The organism is Amycolatopsis sp. NPDC043889 (assembly GCF_056435645.1).
Window position 1 is genome coordinate 209,423 of the sequence record NZ_JBWKEC010000001.1, and the last position, 18,070, is coordinate 227,492.

Annotated in this window: 16 protein-coding genes, 1 tRNA gene and 2 pseudogenes; 9 read left to right on the forward strand and 10 right to left on the reverse strand. The window is 69.0% G+C overall.

Annotated elements, in window-relative coordinates:
• The first annotated feature begins 21 nt into the window (after window positions 1-21).
• Window positions 22-384 (forward strand): DUF4190 domain-containing protein, encoded by a 363-nt coding sequence (locus AC0685_RS01125; RefSeq protein WP_340686671.1) that lies wholly within the window; start codon window positions 22-24, stop codon window positions 382-384.
• A 71-nt stretch (window positions 385-455) separates the two neighbouring features.
• Window positions 456-544, forward strand: a tRNA-Ser gene (locus tag AC0685_RS01130).
• Window positions 545-593: 49 nt separating this feature from the next.
• On the opposite strand, the gene AC0685_RS01135 is transcribed toward AC0685_RS01130, so the two are convergent.
• Window positions 594-2,369, reverse strand: a complete 1,776-nt coding sequence (locus AC0685_RS01135; protein ID WP_478223705.1) for an RICIN domain-containing protein — start codon at window positions 2,367-2,369, stop codon at window positions 594-596.
• Window positions 2,370-2,471: 102 nt separating this feature from the next.
• On the opposite strand from AC0685_RS01135, the pseudogene AC0685_RS01140 reads away from it, so the two are divergent.
• Window positions 2,472-2,830, forward strand: a pseudogene (locus AC0685_RS01140) (YciI family protein).
• Window positions 2,831-2,966: 136 nt separating this feature from the next.
• Window positions 2,967-3,270 (forward strand): annotated as a pseudogene (locus AC0685_RS01145) (RNA polymerase subunit sigma-24); the annotation flags it as partial.
• On the opposite strand, the gene AC0685_RS01150 reads toward AC0685_RS01145, so the two are convergent.
• Entirely contained in the window at window positions 3,260-3,763 is a 504-nt protein-coding gene (locus AC0685_RS01150) for a MarR family winged helix-turn-helix transcriptional regulator (protein ID WP_478223706.1), read from the reverse strand. The pseudogene AC0685_RS01145 and the gene AC0685_RS01150 sit on opposite strands and share 11 nt — an antisense overlap.
• Window positions 3,764-4,301: 538 nt before the next feature.
• On the opposite strand from AC0685_RS01150, the gene ypfJ reads away from it, so the two are divergent.
• Window positions 4,302-5,219, forward strand: coding sequence for a KPN_02809 family neutral zinc metallopeptidase (ypfJ, locus tag AC0685_RS01155; protein ID WP_478223707.1), 918 nt, complete (start codon window positions 4,302-4,304; stop codon window positions 5,217-5,219).
• 62 nt (window positions 5,220-5,281) lie between these two features.
• Here the strand turns inward: ypfJ and AC0685_RS01160 are convergent, their stop codons facing one another.
• Window positions 5,282-6,823 (reverse strand): M28 family peptidase, encoded by a 1,542-nt coding sequence (locus AC0685_RS01160; RefSeq protein ID WP_478223708.1) that lies wholly within the window; start codon window positions 6,821-6,823, stop codon window positions 5,282-5,284.
• 80 nt (window positions 6,824-6,903) lie between these two features.
• On the opposite strand from AC0685_RS01160, the gene AC0685_RS01165 reads away from it, so the two are divergent.
• A complete protein-coding gene (locus AC0685_RS01165) occupies window positions 6,904-7,881 on the forward strand; it encodes an NAD(P)H-quinone oxidoreductase (protein WP_478223709.1) in 978 nt (325 codons plus the stop codon).
• On the opposite strand, the gene AC0685_RS01170 is transcribed toward AC0685_RS01165, so the two are convergent.
• The gene (locus AC0685_RS01170; RefSeq protein WP_340685860.1) at window positions 7,878-9,077 is read right to left on the reverse strand and encodes a cysteine desulfurase-like protein; all 1,200 of its coding nucleotides are present in this window, start codon (window positions 9,075-9,077) and stop codon (window positions 7,878-7,880) included. The two genes, AC0685_RS01165 and AC0685_RS01170, sit on opposite strands and share 4 nt — an antisense overlap.
• Before the next feature lie 134 nt (window positions 9,078-9,211).
• Between AC0685_RS01170 and AC0685_RS01175 the strand changes: the two genes are divergently transcribed.
• The gene (locus tag AC0685_RS01175; protein ID WP_478223710.1) at window positions 9,212-9,814 is read left to right on the forward strand and encodes a bacterial proteasome activator family protein; all 603 of its coding nucleotides are present in this window, start codon (window positions 9,212-9,214) and stop codon (window positions 9,812-9,814) included.
• A 67-nt stretch (window positions 9,815-9,881) separates the two neighbouring features.
• Here AC0685_RS01175 and AC0685_RS01180 read toward each other — a convergent pair whose 3' ends face one another.
• The 5 genes from AC0685_RS01180 to AC0685_RS01200 all read right to left on the reverse strand — a co-directional run bounded on the left by AC0685_RS01180 (window position 9,882) and on the right by AC0685_RS01200 (window position 14,842).
• Entirely contained in the window at window positions 9,882-11,042 is a 1,161-nt protein-coding gene (locus tag AC0685_RS01180) for an epoxide hydrolase family protein (protein ID WP_478223711.1), read from the reverse strand.
• A 49-nt stretch (window positions 11,043-11,091) separates the two neighbouring features.
• A complete protein-coding gene (locus AC0685_RS01185) occupies window positions 11,092-11,334 on the reverse strand; it encodes a hypothetical protein (protein WP_478223712.1) in 243 nt (80 codons plus the stop codon).
• Window positions 11,335-11,556: 222 nt separating this feature from the next.
• Complete coding sequence (locus AC0685_RS01190; RefSeq protein WP_478223713.1) at window positions 11,557-13,134, reverse strand: hypothetical protein; 1,578 nt, start codon at window positions 13,132-13,134, stop codon at window positions 11,557-11,559.
• A complete protein-coding gene (locus AC0685_RS01195; RefSeq protein ID WP_478223714.1) occupies window positions 13,131-14,099 on the reverse strand; it encodes a spore coat protein in 969 nt (322 codons plus the stop codon). Before AC0685_RS01195 ends, AC0685_RS01190 begins: the two co-directional genes overlap by 4 nt.
• On the reverse strand, window positions 14,096-14,842 hold the full coding sequence (locus AC0685_RS01200; RefSeq protein ID WP_478223715.1) for a cytidylyltransferase domain-containing protein: 747 nt from the start codon (window positions 14,840-14,842) through the stop codon (window positions 14,096-14,098). The genes AC0685_RS01195 and AC0685_RS01200 overlap by 4 nt, the downstream gene beginning before the upstream one ends.
• Before the next feature lie 49 nt (window positions 14,843-14,891).
• Here AC0685_RS01200 and pseB point away from each other — a divergent pair, with 49 nt between their 5' ends.
• Window positions 14,892-15,875 (forward strand): UDP-N-acetylglucosamine 4,6-dehydratase (inverting), encoded by a 984-nt coding sequence (gene pseB / locus AC0685_RS01205; RefSeq protein ID WP_478223716.1) that lies wholly within the window; start codon window positions 14,892-14,894, stop codon window positions 15,873-15,875.
• Entirely contained in the window at window positions 15,868-17,001 is a 1,134-nt protein-coding gene (locus AC0685_RS01210) for a DegT/DnrJ/EryC1/StrS family aminotransferase (RefSeq protein WP_478223717.1), read from the forward strand. The genes pseB and AC0685_RS01210 overlap by 8 nt, the downstream gene beginning before the upstream one ends.
• On the opposite strand, the gene pseI is transcribed toward AC0685_RS01210, so the two are convergent.
• Window positions 16,998-18,053 (reverse strand): pseudaminic acid synthase, encoded by a 1,056-nt coding sequence (gene pseI, locus AC0685_RS01215; RefSeq protein ID WP_478223718.1) that lies wholly within the window; start codon window positions 18,051-18,053, stop codon window positions 16,998-17,000. The genes AC0685_RS01210 and pseI overlap by 4 nt on opposite strands.
• Between the last annotated feature and the right edge of the window lie 17 nt (window positions 18,054-18,070).

Below are 18,070 nucleotides of genomic sequence, written 5' to 3' on the forward strand. Positions count from 1 at the left end.
TCCGGCGGTTACGGTGAGCGGGTGACATACCCGCAAGACCCCTACGGTCACCAGCAGCCCTACGGCCAGCAACCCCCGTACGGGCAGCCGTACCAGCAACCGGGCTATGGGTACGGCCCGCCGCAACCGCCGCAGGAACAGGGCCTGGCCATCGCGGCACTCGTCGTGTCGATCGCCAGCCTGGTCGCCTGCAGCGGGCTGCCGTCGATCGCGGGCGTCATCATGGGGCATATCGCGCATTCCAAGGCCAAACGCGGGGAAGCCGGCGGCCAGGGAATGGCGCTCGCGGCGATCATCATCGGCTACATCGGCGTCGCCATCGTCGTCCTGCTCTTGGCGGGCTTCATCTTCGTGGGGATCCTGACCGACTGGGACTTCGACTAGTCCAACGGAAAGCCGCGCTTCGACTGGATCCGAAGCATTCCGAGTACAAGCCGTCGGATACCCTCGACAGCGGTAGCGTGTCCGAGCGGCCGAAGGAACATGTCTTGAAAACATGCGAGGGCTCTGTCCTCCGTGGGTTCGAATCCCACCGCTACCGCCAGTCTTGAAACCGACGCTCCCCAGGTCCACAGACCTGGGGAGCATCGCGTTTACGCGGGTACGAGAGCCCAGATGGTCTCGTCGCCGCGGCCGCCGTGGAAGGGCCGCTGCTCCAGCAGCGAAGCCGTCCCGTTGTTGACCTGCCGCACCGCCAGCTTGCTCGCCCGGTTCACCAGTCCGTAGCGCATGTCGGCGCTGCGGAGCAGCTTCCACTGCTGGTCGGTGGCCGAGCCGCAGTGCGTCTGTTCCAGGAGCGCGCCCTCCGCGGTGCTGCCGGAGACCGGCCGCAGGCACTGACCGCTGCGCTCGTTGGAGATCTTCCAGTACCCGCCGCCCGCGTCGGTGAGCCGCCACTTCTGGCCGTTGTCGTTCTGCCGCGCGACGTTGGTGATCTTCGCGCCCGCCGACGACGAACCGTCGACGACCGCCGCGCTGTTGCCGTTGGTGGCGACCGTCAGGTAGTACTTCTTGCCCGCCTTCGGGCCGGGGTCGGTGACGGGGTTCAGCGTCCACTGCTGGTCGGCCGCCCCGGTGTAGGGCCGCTGGACCAACGGCGCCGGGTACGCGCCGCCGTCGGTGATCGCGTAGCCGGTCAGGTAGTTGAAGATCGCCACCTTGCCGTTGCCGAGCGGCTGGAACGCCCACCGCATGCCGTTCTGGCCGTTGCAGTTGTACTGGAGGATCGGCGTGCCGGGCGCCGTCCCGCTCTGCGCACTGTCGGCGCACAGCTGGCTGTTGGCGTTGACCAGCTGCAATCCGGTGTTGTACCCGAGGATCCACTTCTGGCTCATGGAGTCGTTGCGCGGCCGGTGACTGAGGTCGGCGAGGCCGCCGGTCGAAGAACCCACGACGTCGATGGCGTCGCCGTTCGCACCGGTGATGACGTAGGTCTTCCCGCCCCGAGCGTGCCCGTCGTCGTTGTCGGGGGCGTCCTTCTTGATCAGGAAGGCGCTGTTCGCGACGTTCCAGTGCGTCGCGAGCCAGCTGCCCGGCGTGGGGTTCGTGCTGAAGTAGTCGTCGTTGCCGCAGTCCAGCAGCCGATCGAAATCGCGTTCCGTGCAGTCGAAGGACTGCGTGTCGCCGTAACACATCAGATCCCATTCCTGGGAGCAGTGCCCGCCGCCCTGGTAGTGCGGGGCGCCCGGCAGGACGGCGCCGAGCATGTGGCCCAGTTCGTGGGCGGCGGCGTTGACACCCCAGCAGGGGACGGCGATCTCCGTGTAGTGCCTGCCGTTGTTGAAGGCGTTGGCGGGACCGGGCTGGTCGTCGCTGTCGCCCCAGGTTCCCGCGCAAGTGTGCGGGTTGTCGGAGAACAGCATGTAATCGCGGTCCGCGTTGAAGAAACCGGCCTGGATGGCGCGGTCGCGGATGGCGCCGGACAGGTACGTGCCGTCGGGCACCACGAGGTTCGCGACGGCGACCTGGCAGCCCGCGCCCGCGGTCGTCACGTACCGGAGGTGCCTGCTGCCGCCTGTCGCGGCGGCGCTGTCGTTGAACGCGTCGTCGACCCCGGACGCGTAGGCGCGCAGAGACGGCACGACGGTCGCGTACCGGTCGGGCTGACCGGCCTCGCGGACGTAGACCAGCTCGACGCGTTTGCCGGAAACCCCGTCGCCCTCGCAGACCACCGGATTGGCGGCGACCTGCGCCTGAGCGACGGCGGGAGCGAGCGGGGCCACGGGGGCCGCGCCGGGTGGCAGCGGATGGCTGTGGTCCTTGGCCACGGAAACCGCGAATGCAGCGAATTTATCGGAGGCCGCGGCCTCACCGACGAGCAAACCACCGAGGAGACCGACCAGGACCAGCAGCCGTTTCGCCTTCGACAAGGGCTCTTCCTTTCGCGAGGGAGGAACGCGACAAGGACGCTAGAGGTCGGAGGTATAGACCACCAGGAAGAAAAACCGGCAGACTGCCACTACCCTTCCGGCATGCCCGAGTACCTGCTGCTCAAGCCCTACCGCGGCGCTCCGGCGGCGGTCAACGACGTGCCGATGGACCACTGGGCTCCGGACGAGATCACGGCGCATATGAACTACATGAAGGACTTCGCCGCCCGGCTCGTGGAGACCGGCGAGTTCGTCCAGGAGCAGGCTCTCGCCCCCGAAGGCACCTTCGTCCGGTACGACGGCGAGGGCAAGCCGCCGGTCACCGACGGCCCTTTCGCCGAGACCAAGGACCTCATCGCCGGCTTCATGGTGATCGACGTCGACAGCTACGGCCGACGCCGATCCACGAGTGGCTCGAACTGCGTCCGCTCCTGAGCGAGCAGCTCGTCATCACGGAGTGAACACCGAGCTGGACGAGGCCCTGCTCCGGAGCCTCACACCGAACGTCCTCGGCAGGGAAGCGCTGATCGAAGCCGTCCGCGTGTGGCCCGGCGACCCGCCGAAGGACCCGAAAGGCTGGCTCGTCACCGTCGCGGGGAGACCGACTGGGTGCAGATCGTCGAGTGGTACGACGAGCTCGCGCGACTGACCGGCAGCCCGGTCGTCCGGCTCAACCGCGCGGTGGCCGTCGGCGAGGCGGACGGACCGCGCGCGGGCCTGGCCGCGCTCGCGGAACTGGACGACACGCTGCCCCGGTACGCGGCGGTGGCGGCGTACCTGCACGAGCGCGACGGCGACTTGGCGACGGCGGTACGGCGAGGCGGCCGACAAGGCGGCCAACCTGGCCGAGCGCGCGCACCTGACCCGTCAGGCCGCGCGGCTCAACGCCCTCAAGAAGTGATCGGCGGCAGGCGCGGAAGGCCGTCGATCTCCGACAGGTGATCCAGCACCCGCCCGAAAGCCTGCCCCAGCACCCGCTGCTCTTCGGGGCTCAGCAGGTCGATCAGATGCTCCCGGACCCCCTCGACGTGCGTCGGCGCGGCACCCTCCAGCAGTTCCGCGCCGCGTTCCGTCATCTCCGCGACGACACCGCGTTTGTCCGCCGGGTCACGCGTGCGGCGGATGAGCCCGTCGGCCTCCAGCCGGACCATCTGGTGCGAAAGCCTGCTCTTGGTCGAGCCGAGCATGCTCGCCAGCTCCGTCATCCGCATCCGCCGGTCGAGCTGGAGCGAAAGACAGACCAGGACCTCGTAGTCGGCGAGGGTGACGCCATGGCGCTCGGAGAGCTCGCGATGCAGGCGCTGCCGCAGCCGCATGGTGGCGACGATGTACGAGCGCCAAGCGACCATCTCGGACTCGGACAGCCAGCGCACTTCCTTCTGCTTCACCGCCATCCACGCAGAGTAGAGCGTTGATCGCACAAGGCGCATACCCACCGGTCACTTTTCGGCCCGTGAAAAACCCGGTGGGACATTCGCCCGAAGGAGGGTTACGAAAAGGTTGAGACTCGGCGCGAAAAGGCGCATTCTGCTTGTCAGCGGATGGTCGGGCAAGTAACGGGCGATCTCCTCGAAGGGTCGCCGGACCTGCTCCCCAGCCGGGAAGGGTCAGGTGGTGGTATGGCGGGTGATTCTCGCGGTTGACCGCCTGCTGTGTCCCCGCGACCGGAACGGAAAGGACCGGGTCGGTCGCGACTGAGAACAGCGATGAGCGCGGGCATCTCAAGATGCGCTCGACAATTCTCGCGCATTCGGCGTCACTCCGGCCTGTTTCGGGTTCGCGGCCTCTTCGACCGCCTCGGCAGTGCCCGGCGCCGGCCCGGTGATCGCGGCCAACCGGCGATCGGAACAAGACAACCTCGGTAGTCCTGGGTGCGGCCACTCCGGTGGCCGCACCCAGGCATATCCGGGGTCTTCCGGCTACGCTTTCCCGGTGCGATTCGACGAAGGCGCGGGACTGGACACCTCCGAGGTCGAGGACCTGCGCGGAGGTGGTGGCGGCGGTGGTATCGGCGGCCGGGTGGCCCTCGGCGGCGGCGGGCTCAGCGTGGTCGGCCTCGTCATCTACTTCCTCATCTCCCAGTTCGGCGGCGTGAGCCTGAACCCGTCTTCGGGCAGTCTCGGCGGCGTGGGCTCCGGGCAGCAGATGGACAACACGTCGCTGTCGCAGGAGTGCAAGACCGGCGCGGACGCGAACCGGAACCACGACTGCGCGATCGTCGCCGTCATCAACTCGATCCAGGACTACTGGGCGCAGGAGTTCCAGCGGTCCGGGTCGACCTACCGCAAGGCCGTCACCAACTTCTTCAACGGCGGCGTGAACACCGCCTGCGGCAACGCGACTTCGGACGTCGGGCCGTTCTACTGCCCTGGCGACTCCGAGGTCTACATCGACCTCGGCTTCTTCAACGAACTCCGCACCCGGTTCGGCGCACAGGGCGGGCCGTTCGCGGAGGCGTACGTGCTGGCCCACGAATACGGACACCACGTACAGAACCTCACCGGAGTGTCCAAAAAGGGCACCGGGAGCGGGCCGACGTCCGGCTCGGTGCGGCTCGAACTGCAGGCCGACTGCTACGCCGGCGTCTGGGCGAACCACGCCACCACCACCCCGACCGAATCCGGGCGGCCGCTGATCACCGAGGTCAGCCAGGGGGACATCGACTCCGCGCTGGACACCGCTTCGCGGATCGGTGACGACTACATCCAGTCGAAGCTCGGCGGCGGCCGGGTCGACGAGTCGAAGTTCAGCCACGGCACTTCGGCGCAGCGGAAGAAGTGGTTCACCACCGGCTTCCAGACCGGCGAGCCGGCACGGTGCGACACCTTCGCGACCAACAGCCTGGGCTGAAAGCCTCGTGAGTGGTAAGGACGGTTCTAACCGTCCTTACCACTCACGAGGCATCTTGTGGATCAGGCGGCGACGTGGTGGTCGTCAGCGTGGACCGAAGCCGTCAGGCTTCGCTGCTGCGACCGCTCGGCCGCGCGCAGTGCCTGCACCTTCGTGGCCTTGGCACCCGAGACACCGTTGATGTTCTCCGTGCTGATCGCGTACACGCCCAGCGCCCAGGCGACGGCGTCCGAGTTGCGCTCGAGCGCGACGCGGTCGACGTTGCCGAGGTTGTCGCACGCCTGGTGGTAGCACTTGTCGTAAGGAACGTTGGCGCTACCGCCCCACTTGGCGGCCTGTGCGGCGGTCTTCACGCCTTCGGCACCGGTGAACAGGCCACCGGCCGGGATACCGGCGCGGATGAAGCCCTGGTAATCCGAGCGGCCGGTGAAGTCCGTGCCCTCGACCGGGACGCCCTTGCCGAGCTGCAGGTAGTCGACCAAGGTCTTTTCGAGCTGACCCGAGCCGTACGGTCCCGCGCCCTCGCCGACACCGTCGGAGTTGTCACCGTCGTACGCGAAGTACGCCGCGTTCGGCGAACCGATCATGTCGTAGTTGTAGTAGAGCGCGATGTCGAGCTGCTGCTCGAAGGTCAGCGAGTTGACGTAGTGCGTCGAGCCGACGAGCCCGAACTCCTCGGCGCTCCACCAGCCGAAGCGGACGGCGTTGTTGGCCTTGGGTTTGCTGCCCAGCTGCAGCGCGGTCTCCAGCAGCGCGGCGGAACCGGTGCCGTTGTCGTTGATGCCGGGGCCCTCGGTGACGCTGTCGAGGTGGGCGCCGAGCATCACGACGTTGTCCTTGCGGCCGCTCTTGGTCTCGGCGAGGACGTTGTAGCTGGTCCGCTCCTCCTGGAAGGCACGCAGGTCGAGGGTGACCGAGGAGCCGGCCTTGGTGGCGAGCGCCTGGCCGTCGGCCTGGGTGATGCCACCGGTCGGGATCTTGCCCGCGGCCGGGTCGCCCAGGGTGCCGTTGACCGGACCAGGGACGTTGTTGTAGACGATCGCGCCGAGGGCGCCCGACTCGGCGGCCGTCGCCTGCTTCTGCGCGAAGGAGCAGCCACCGCGCTGGATCAGCGCGATCTTGCCGGCGACCCCGCCGGCGTAGTCGGCCGCCTCGCAGCCGCTGGTGTCGTCGACCGGGACCACCGCGAGCGGCGCGGTGATTCCGCCCGCGGGCGTCGACGGGCTGTAGGCCATGATGATGACCGGGACGTCGGCGCCCGCGACCGTCAGTTCCTCCGCGAGGGTCTCCGCGTAGGTGAAGGGGAACTCCTGCCGGGTGACCGCGAAGCCCGCCTGCTCCAGCTTGGTGGCGATGTACTCCGCGGACCTCTTGTGGCCCTCGGTGCTGGCGGCGCGACGGCCACCGGTGGCGTCCGAGATCCGCTGGAACGCGACCAGGTGCCGATTGACGTTGTTCACGTTGACCTTGTTGACGAGCTGCTTCGCCAGTGCGGGACCGTCGATCCCCGTGGCGGCTGTCGCAGCGGGAGCCATTCCGACCGTGAGCGCGGCGGTGGCCGCCACCACGATCGAGGGAACAATGCTTCTTCGCGAATATGACATGGGCGTCACCTTTGTGTGGTTTGCGCCACAGGTCAACCGACGTTCGGCGGACTTTATGACACCGGGATAGGGTCGTTCGTATGTACGCGATCACCATCCGTGAGCCTGGCGATCCCGATGTTCTCGAATGGACCGAGGTCCCCGATCCCGTGGCCGCTGAAGGCGAAGTCGTCATCGAGGTCGCCGCGAGCGCCGTCAACCGGGCTGACCTGCTGCAGCGCCAGGGGAACTATCCGCCTCCGCCGGGCGCGAGCGAAATCATCGGACTCGAATGTTCGGGCACGATCGCCGAAATCGGCGAAGGCGTCGAAGGATGGCGAATCGGCGATGAAGTTTGTGCTTTGCTCGCCGGTGGTGGCTATGGGGAAAAGGTCGCCGTCCCGGCCGGACAACTGCTTCCGCTGCCCGCCGAAGTCGAATTGCTCGCGGCCGCCGGACTGCCCGAAGTCGCGTGCACGGTTTGGGCGAATGTGGTGATGCACGCCGGCCTGTCCGAGGGTGAGGTCCTGCTCGTCCACGGCGGCGCGGGTGGCATCGGCACGCACGCGATCCAGGTCGCCAAGGCACTCGGCGCGACGGTCGCGGTGACAGCGGGCTCCGAAGACCGGCTGGAGAGCTGCCGCCAGCTCGGCGCCGACATCGCGATCAACTACAAGGAGCAGGACTTCGTCGAGGTCCTGCGCGCCGAGACCGGCGGCGCGAACGTCATCCTCGACAACATGGGCGCCAAGTACCTCGGCCGCAACATCGACGCGCTGGCCATGGACGGCAGGCTCGTGATCATCGGCATGCAGGGCGGGGTCAAGGGCGAGCTCAACATCGGCAAGGTGATGGGCAAACGCGCGAGCCTCTATGGCGCGGGCCTGCGGTCGCGGCCGCTGGAGCAGAAGGCGGCGATCGTCGCCGACGTCCGCGAGCGGCTGTGGCCGTTGGTGGCGCAGGGGTCGGTGAAGCCGATCGTCGGACAGGTCGTCCCGATGGCCGAAGCCGCCGCCGCGCACCGCGCGCTCGAAGAAGGCACGGTTTTCGGCAAGGTCTTGCTGGCGGCGAAGTCCTAACGGATCTCTTCCAGCACCCGGACGAGCTGATTGACCTCGAAGACGTTCGAGTAGTGCGCGAGTCCGATGCGGACGGCGCCGCCGACTTCGGCGGCGCCGAGCGACCCGAAGACACCGCTCGTACCGTCGTCGGCGAAGGCGCAGAGTCCCTGGGACGCCAGGTATTCGGCGACCTCGGGCGCCTTCTTCCCCGCGACGGCGAACGCGAGCGCGGGGATCCTGCGCATGGCGTCACCGATGACCATGACGTGCCGCAGCGAACGCAGTTCCGTGGACAGCTGCGCCAGAAGTCCCGCGTGGTACGACTTCGCCGAACCCAGCGACGTCACCAGCTTCTCGCGCCGCGAGCCCATCGCGGCGTCGTCCAAACCGGCCAGATAGTCGATCGACGCGATCAGACCGGCCAGCAACGGGTACGCGTGCGGCCCCAGCTCCATCCGGGCCGGACCGCGCGCGGCCGGATCGAGCGACACCGACGGCAGGCGTTCGAGCAGCTCGGGATCGCGGAAGACCAGCGCCCCCACCGACGGCCCGCCCCAGGCCTGCGCCGAAACCACCATCACGTCGGCGCCGAGCTCGTTGAGATCGAGCGGCACGAACGGCGCCGCGTACGTCGCGTCGACGACCACCAGCGCGCCGACCCGTTTGGCGAACTCGATCACCGTCGGGACATCGGGCCGGGTGCCGACCGAACCGGAGGCCAGCGTCACCGCGACGGCCTTGGTGCGCGCGGAAACGAGGTTCTCGTACTGCCAGGCGGGCAGCTCGCAGGTCTCGATGTCGATCTCGCCCCAGCGCACGACCGCGCCGACGCGTTTCGCCGCGCGGCGCCACGGCGCGAGGTTGGCCTCCTCGTCGAGCCGGGAGACGACGACCTCGTCGCCGATCGTCCAGCGATCGGCCATCGCGTCGACGAGACGGCGGATGAGATCGGGCGCGTTGGGGCCGAGCACGACCCCGGCCGGATCGGCGCCGACCAGGTCGGCGACCGCCCGGCGAGCGGCCGTGACAATGCTTTCCGCACGCTGGGAGGCCGGAAACGCTCCACCCGGCCCGGACACCGGAGCGCGCATGGCCGTGGATACGGCCGAAGCGACCTGTTCAGGTACGAGCATTCCGGCGGCGCCGTCGAAGTGAATCCAGCCGTCACCCAGCGCGGGAAACAACCCACGGATACGAGCGACGTCGAACGCCATGGGGACACCGTACGGACGTGCGGTTTGGCGCTTTACCCGGGGTTGGCTGCCTGACCACGGGGTGCGACGATTCCCGCTACGCTCGGAGACGGCGCCGAAAACCACACTGCGCTTCGTGCCCGACGTAGGCCAGGATGGAGCACATGACCGACCCAGTTTCCCGCGAATCGACCACCCCCGGTGACGGCGGCGGAGACTCCCCACACCATGTGGTGGTCGTCGGTCCCGACGGCACCCCGGTCGGCACCGCACGCATCGCCTCCCCCGGCTCCGACGACGAGACGTCACAGGAGGAGTCGCTCGGCGACCTCGTCGAAGAGCCCGCCAAGGTGATGCGCATCGGCACGATGATCAAACAGCTGCTGGAGGAGGTCCGCGCCGCGCCGCTGGACGACGCCAGCCGCACGCGCGTGCGCGAGATCCACCAGACCTCCATCCGCGAACTGGAGCAGGCGCTTGCGCCGGAGCTGCAGGACGAGCTGGAGCGGCTGGTGCGGCCGTTCACCGAGGACTCGACGCCGTCCGATGCCGAACTGCGGATCGCGCAGGCGCAGCTGGTCGGCTGGCTGGAAGGGCTGTTCAGCGGCATCCAGACCGCGCTGTTCGCGCAGCAGATGGCCGCGCGGGTGCAGCTGGAGCAGATGCGGCGCGGGCTCCCGGCCGGGCCGTCCGCGGGCGGCGCCCTCGGCGGGCACGGGGCAGGCGGCGAGTCGCACGGGCCGGGCCAGTACCTCTGACACGCGCCATGAAAGGTCCTTTCCTTGCGAAATTTGCAAGGAAAGGACCTTTCATGGCAGCCGGGAGTCAGCGCAGCGGCCGGAAGAACGTCCGCAGGTCGTCGATGAGCAGGTCCGGCACCTCCAGCCCGGGGAAGTGACCCCCGCGGTCCGGAGTGGACCAGTGCACGATGTCGTCGGTGCGCTCGGCGAGGTGCCGGATCGGCAGGCCGGTGTCCTTCGGGAACACGGCCACCCCGGTGGGCACTGTGGACTTCGCAGGCCCCTCGCCCCAAGCCGGACCCAGCGCGGCGTAAATCCGCGAAGACGAGTTCGCCGTGCCGGTGAGCCAGTAGAGCATCACATTGGTGAGCAGATCGTCGCGATCGATCGCGTCTTCCGGGACGTCCCGCGAGTCCGAATAGGATTTGAACTTCTCCACCAGCCAGCCGAGCTGCCCGGCCGGTGAGTCGGTGAGCCCGTAGGCAAGCGTTTGCGGTTTGGTCGCCTGGATCATCGCGTAGCCCAGCTCCCCGGTCTGGAACTCCCGCCCACGCGCCAGCGCCGCCTCTCCCCGCGCGAGTTCGTCACCGGTGAGCCCCGCGAGATCGGCCTCGGATTCCGGCACCGCGTGCGGCAACATCGTCAGATGCGCGCCGATCACCCGCTCTGGGCACCGGACGCCCACGTCGCGCGAAACGATCGCGCCCCAGTCGCCGCCGTGCAGCCCGAACCGCTCGTACCCGAGCCGCGACATCAGCACCGCCCAGGCGTCCGCGATCCGGCCGGTGCCCCAGTCGACCTCGGTCGTCGGCCCGGAGAAGCCGAACCCCGGCAGCGACGGCACGACGACGTGGAACGCTTCCCCCGGGTCGCCGCCGTACGCGCGCGGGTCGGAGAGCGGGCCGACGACGTCGAGGAATTCCACAATGGACCCCGGCCAGCCATGCGTCAGCACCAGCGGGATCGCGTCCGGCTCCGGTGACCGCGCGTGCAGGAAGTGGACGTTCGCGCCGTCGATGTTCGTCAGGTAACCCGGGAACCCGTTGAGCCGCTCCTCGTGGGCGCGCCAGTCGTAGCGGAGCCGCCAGTACTCGGCGAGCTCCTGGAGGTACCCGAGCGGCGTCCCGAGCCCCCAGCCGACGCCGTCGATCTCGTCCGGCCAGCGGGTGTTCGCCAGGCGGGCGGCGAGGTCGTCGAGGTCGCGCTGGGGGACGGCGATCGTGAACGGCGTGATCTCATCGGTCATGCGGCCGACGGTAGGGAGGATCGAGGACAGCTACGGTCCTCGACTCTGGTCAAACCCGGTACTCCGGCAGAGCCCAATTGGTCATCAGCTCCGCGATTTCGGCGACTTCGTCCTCGTCGGCCTCTCGGCCCTCCGCGCGGAGGAACAACATGAGGTCCATGAGCTCTTCGAACAGGTCCTCCCGAGAGGTGCCGCACTCGAGTTCCTCGATGAGCAGCGGCCGGGCCTGGCCATAAAGCTTGTTCGTGACGATGTCGAGCAGTCGTTCGCGGAAATCGCCGCTCACAGCCATCCGTCGCCCCCTGGAATCCGAATACCAGGCTCCAGTGTCTCCGTCACTACAAACGAAATTCCCGCCGAACCCAGTCCGAGATCAGGTCGGCGACATCCTCGCTCCCGCGAGACACCCCGCTCGACCTCCGCGGCGAACAGGGGCCGGATCTCGAAGATGGTCAGACCCGCGGCGACGAGCTCCAGAAGGCGGGTCCGGAAATCCGCACTCGCCCCCATGCCCTCATCCTCCCGGCAGTTGGGCACGCAGCCGGTCGAGCCAGCGGTCGATGGTGTCCTCGTACCGGCCGGGGTCGTTCCGGCGCTGTGCCTCGCCGACGGACTCGTCGAGCGCCGCACGGATCCGCGCGGCGTGCTCGGGCAGCGCGAAGACCTCCTGGAAGTAGCCCTCGCGCATCTGGACGTCCGCGACCAGCTCGTAGTCGCGCGCCGCGTCGGGGACGACGAGGCCGTACGCCCAGCCGGGGGTGGCGCCGCGATCGCGAGCGGTGACGACGATGACCGTCGGGCGGACGGCCTTGACGACGTCCGTCGGCGGGGCGCCGTGCGCGATGGCCTCGTCGTTCAGTCCGATGTAGTCGATCGACTTCCAGCCGCTGTAGTACGGGATCGCCCCCGCGTCGGAGACCGCCAGGCTCCGTGCCGCCTCCGGCACCTGGGCGTTCGCGAGGCCCTTGCCGATGGCGACGTGGGCGCGCTGCAGATCGGGACCGTAGTTGGCGATCACCGGCAGATCCGTCGACTGGGCACCGGTGACGGCGACCCAGCCGACCGCGACCGCGCCGGACACCGCGGCGATCCACCGGCGGCCGAGGTGCGCCATGGCCAGCCCCGCGCCGAGGCACAGCACGGGGAAGGCGTGGAAGGCGAAGCGGTGGATGTAGTCCATGGTCGGCCCGGAAACCGCGTAGGTCATGCCGGTCAGCAGGACGACCGAGGACAGCACCAGGCCCGCTCCCCTGCTCGCCTTGCGGACCAGCAGGAACGCGGTCAGTGCCAGCAGCGGGAGGACGAGCCAGGCGGTGGTCTCCAGCCAGACCGATCCGGCGTCGAGGTTGCCGAACTTGACGTAGAAGGTGTTCGGGAACAGATGCCCGAAGTAGGTCCACCGCCAGGCGAAGTATCCACCGCCGAGGACGAGGACCGCGGCCGCCAGCGCCCAGGTCCGCCGTCGTCCGTGCCCGAGCCACAGCCAGATCAGGAAGGCCGGGAAGGTCGCGAGGACACCTTCGGGCCGGATCATCCCGGCGAGCAGCAGCAGGAGCGGCGGTTCCCAGTCGCGCACCGCGCGGCCTTGGACGAGGTCCACACCGACGATGGCGGCGCGCAGCACCACGGCGGCGAACGCGATGGTCTCCAGGCCGGCCGTGACGTGGAAGTAGGTCGGCACGAACAGCAGCAGCGCGCCGCCCGCCACGAGCGCGCCGAGGACGCCCGCCGCGCGATGCCCGGCGCGGACGAGCATCACCAGGATCAAGCCGCCCAGTACGACGGACGTCACCTTGGCGACGGTCTCCAACGGCAGGCCCGCGAGGGCGAACGGGACGTGCCAGAGCATCCAGAGGAAGTTCGTGAAGCCCTCGATCGGGTCTTCGCCCACGTTCCACACCGGACCGTGACCGTCCGCCATGTTCCCGGAGTACCGGAAGGTGATGAAGGCGTCGTCGATGGTGAAGAACCAAGCCGCCCAGCATCCGGCGAGGAACAGTACTCCGAACCCGAGCAGGACGACGAGAAATCCTCGACGTGGCTTCGGTTCCGGAACGGCGTCAGCCTCACGTCGCTCCGCCGTGGTCGTCATTCCGCCATCCTCGTCTTCTCCAGTCGGTCCAGCACACGGTCCACTCCCCGGCCGTCCACAAGAGCCATCGAAGTCCCGGAGAGACCGTTACGCGCCAGTGGGTCCGACAACAGGACCTTGAGCGTCTCGGTCGCCCGGTCGTCGAGCGCGTCCGCGCTCCCCAGCCCGGCCGCCAGCCCGAGATCGAGTGCCGCGCGATATCCCGCGTCCTGGTTCTCCACGAGCCGGACGACGGCGGTGGGCACACCGAGGCAGCACAGTTCGAGGAGGGTCACCCCCGCCGCGCTGATCGCCACGTCCGTTTCCACCAGCAGGTCGAGCAGGCCCGGCCCCGGCGACGCGATGCGGAACTCCTGGCCGGACAGCGGTTCGGGCACGGTCGGCTCACCGCGTACGAGCACGTCGGCTTCGAAGGGCGCACAAGTGTCGCGAAGGGCGCGTAGGAGCGCGCTGACCGTTTCGGCCCATTCCGCGCCTCCTCCCAGCACGACGGTGATCCGCGGCCGTTCCCCAGCCGGGCCCTGGGACCGCTTTTCCCGCGCCCGCACGACGGCTTCCCTCAGCGGCGCGTAGCGCACGCCGCGCAGCAACTCCCCCGAGCCGTCCTCAGGACGCGGCCTCGGCTCGAAGGCGCAGTCGACGACGAGATCCGCCGCACGCCTGCCGAAAACGTCGTCCTCGATGGACACCAGCAGCGCGCCCGCGGCGTTGACCTCGTCACGCAGTTCGCCGAGGCCGTAGTGATCGACGACCACCGCGTCGAAACCCTCGAAGGGCGCGGACGGCACCACCGGGACCGAAAGCTCGCCGAACCGGGCGGCCAGCCATTCGGCGTTGTCCACCCGGCCCGCGAACACGACCTCCCAGCCGCGCGCGACGGCGCGTTCGGCATAGGCGACCATGCGCGCGACGTGGCCGGCGCCGATCGACGGCGAGGCATCGGCTCGAAGCAGCAGCCGGGTCACCTGGCCACCTTCTTCTGTTCGACGTGCGCGTTGAGCTTCACCAGGTCGGGCCGGGACCGCAGCACCGCGACGACCTCGCGCCAGTCTCCGACGCGGTCGCCCAGTTCGGCGACGATTCCTTCGATGACCGACCAGTCCTCGAGGGTGTCCAACGTCACGCGCAGGTCGTCGGCGGGCGGGCTGACGACGATCCCGGCGCACGAGTACCGCTCCGGGTTCGCGTAGACACCGGAGGTGACGTGCTCGCGGTCGGCGCCGCGGGCCGTCTCGATCTGTTCGGCGAGCACCCCGGTGCGCACGAGCTCTGCGTCGAACCCGCGCGGCAGGGTGCGCACCAGCACGGTGCTCAGATAGTCCAGCGACGGCTGCGCGCGCCACTGCGCCACGAGCTGGCCGATGAGGTGGGGATCCAGCAGCGGACAGTCCGCCGTGAGCCGTATCACCGCGTCGGCCGGGTAGAACTCGATAGCGACCGCGAACCGCGCGAGGACGTCGTCGAGCGGACCTCTGGCGACCAGGGCGCCGTGCCGGGCGGCCTCCTCTGCCACCGCGTCGTCGTCGGCCTCCGTCGAGGTCGCGACCACGACGTTGTCGATCCCCGGCGAAGCGGCGGCGGCACGGACCACCCAGCCGAGGACGCTCCGGCCCGCCAGGGGGCGGAGCACCTTGCCAGGTAGCCGGGTGGACGACGCGCGTGCCTGGATGACGGCGTTGACCACGTGGGCCCCGGGGTCTGGATCCATGGGTGACATGATGTCCTGCGGCAGTAGCACCGAAACGCGGAGGTCAACGATGTCCGAGCTGGATGGCTCCAGCATCCTGCTCACCGGCGGGACCGGTTCGTTCGGCAAGGCGTTCATCACCTACGCCCTGGCCGAGCTGAACCCGCGACGGCTGGTCGTGCTCTCCCGCGACGAGCTCAAGCAGTACGAAGCGCGCCAGCAGTTCGACAACGACCCGCGGCTGCGCTGGTTCATCGGTGACATCCGGGACCGCCGCCGACTCGAGCGCGCCATGCACGGCGTCGACTACGTGGTGCACGCCGCCGCGCTCAAGCAGGTCGACACGGGTGAGTACAACCCGTTCGAATTCGTGCAGACCAACGTCGTCGGCTCGCAGCACGTCATCGAGGCCGCGATCGACACCGGGGTGAAGAAGGTCGTCGCGCTGTCGACGGACAAGGCGTCCAGCCCGATCAACCTCTACGGCGCCACGAAGCTGTGCGCCGACCGGATGTTCATCAGCGCGAACCACTACGCCGCGACGCATCCGACCAGGTTCTCCGTGGTCCGCTACGGCAACGTGATGGGCTCGCGCGGCAGTGTGATCCCGTTCTTCCGCGCGCTCGCGGCCAAGGGCGAGTCGCTGCCGATCACGCACAAGGAGATGACCCGGTTCTGGATCACGCTCCCGCAGGCCGTGCGGTTCGTGATCGATTCCTTCGACCAGATGAACGGCGGCGAGCTGTACGTGCCGCGCATCCCGAGCATGCGGCTGGTCGATCTCGCGCAGGCGATCGCGCCCGGTTCGCCGATGCACGAGGTCGGCATCCGTCCCGGCGAGAAGCTGCACGAAGAGATGATCGCCCCCGACGACGCCCGCCGCACCGTGCGGCTGAGCGACCGGTACGTCGTCCAGCCGCATATCGCGGGCTGGGGTTACGAACCGCCGACCGGCGGCGAGGCCGTGCCGGAGAACTTCGCCTACCGCTCGGACACCAACGACCTGTGGCTCGACGCGGACGAGCTGCGCGACCTGGTCGAGCAGTATGGCTGACTTCCTGCCCTACGGCCGCCAGTCCGTTTCGGACGAGGACATCGCCGCCGTCACCGAGGTGCTGCGCGGCGACTGGCTGACCACCGGCCCCGCCGTCACGCGCTTCGAATCCGACCTCGCCGAGCACACCGGTGGCACGCCGGCGGTGGCCGTCACCTCGGGCACGGCCGCGTTGCACGTCGCGTACGCGGCGGCCGGGATCGGCCCCGGTGACGAGGTCGTCACATCGCCGATGACCTTCGTCGCCACCGCGGCGACAGCCGCACTGCTCGGCGGCAAGGTCGTGTTCGCCGATGTCGAGGCGGACACCGGGAACCTCGATCCGGCGGCGGCTTCGGCGGCCGTCACCGCGCGCACCAAGGTCGTCGCGGCCGTGGACTACGCCGGCCACCCTGCCGAGCTGGACGAGCTCGGCCGGATCGCGCACGACAACGGCGCACTGCTGCTGGAGGACGCCGCACATTCGGTGGGCGGAAACTGGCAGGGCAGGCCGGTCGGCTCGCTCGCCGATCTCACGACGTTCTCCTTCTTCCCCACCAAGAACCTCACCACGGCCGAAGGCGGCGCGGTGGTCGCCGGTTCGGACGAGCTGCTGGCCCGTGCGAGGGGTTTCCGCAATCACGGGCTGGTGCGGGACAAGGCGGCGCAGCGGTATCCGGACGAAGGCGCTTGGCATCAGGAGGTGCACGAGTTCGGCCTCAACTACCGGTTGCCGGATGTGTTGTGCGCCTTGGGAAGCAGCCAGCTGCGCAGGCTCACGGAGTTCAAGAAGCGGCGCGCGGAGATCCACGCGCGATACACCGCCGCACTGTCCTCATTGGACGGAGTGCTGACGCCTGCCGTGCGTGAAGGCGCGGATCCGGTGTGGCACCTGTACCCGCTGCGAGTCCTCGAAGGACGACGCCGCGCACTGTTCGATCACTTGCGCGCCAAGGGAATCGGCGTACAGGTCAACTACATCCCCGCATACTGGCACCCGGTTTTCGAGGACCTCGGGTACCGGCGCGGGATGTGCCCGAACGCGGAGCTGTACTACAGCCAGGAGCTCTCGCTGCCGCTGTTCCCGGCGCTGACCGACGCCGACGTGGACCGCGTCATCGACGAGGTCCACGGCTTCTTCCGCTAGATCAGGCCCCAGGTGAGCGCGGTGCCCTTCGGGACATCGGAGGAGAAGGTGCGGCCGAGCACGTTCACGATCTCGGCGGGGGCCAGCCCACCGGCGGGCCGGATCGAGCGGACGTTCTCCCGCGTCACCGTGTCCCCGGCACGCACGTCTTCGACGACGTACAGGGAACGCCGCAGCCGCAGGCCTTCCTTCTCGCTCTCGCGCGGCCCGATCACCGCCGCGCCCAGCGCCTCCCACGCGCGATGCGATTCGGTGACCAGCGCGGCCAGTTCGGCGGGTTCAAGGGAGAACTCCGAGTCGACACCGCCGTCGCTCCTGGCCAGCGTCACGTGCTTTTCGATGGCGACGGCGCCGAGCGCGACGGCCGCGAGCGGGGCACCGATGCCGGGCGTGTGGTCGGACAGGCCGACGAGCGTCCCGGTCACACCCGCCAGGACGGGCAGACCACGCAGGTTGCTCTCGGCGGGCGACGCCGGGTAGCTGGCGGTGCACCCGAGCACGATCAGCTGGTCGTTGCCCGCCTCGCGCGCGGTCCGGACCGCCGCGTCGATCTCGGCGACGCTGGCCATCCCGGTCGAGATGATCAGCGGTTTGCCGGTCTTCGCGCACAGTTCGATCAGCGGCAGGTCGACGATCTCCGACGACGCGATCTTGTACGCGGGCGCGTCCAGCGACTCCAGCAGGTCGACCGCGGTGGGGTCGAACGGGCTGGAGAAGATCTCGAGACCGTGGGCGCGGGCGCGCTCGAACAGCGGCTCGTGCCATTCCCACGGCGTGTGGGCGCGCTCGTAGAGCTTGTAGAGGTTCTCTCCACCCCACAGCGAATGTGAGTCGCTGACCCGGAAAGCGGGGGTGTCGACGTCGATGGTGATCGTGTCCGGCCGATAGGTCTGCAGTTTGACCGCCTGCGCGCCGGTTTCAGCGATCGCGTCGACGATTTCCAGCGCCCGGCCGAGCTCACCGTTGTGGTTACCGGACATTTCGGCGATGACGAACGGCGGATGCCCGGCCCCGATGCGGTGCGCGCCGATCCGGACTTCCTGTGCTGGCATGGACGAAACGCCTCCCT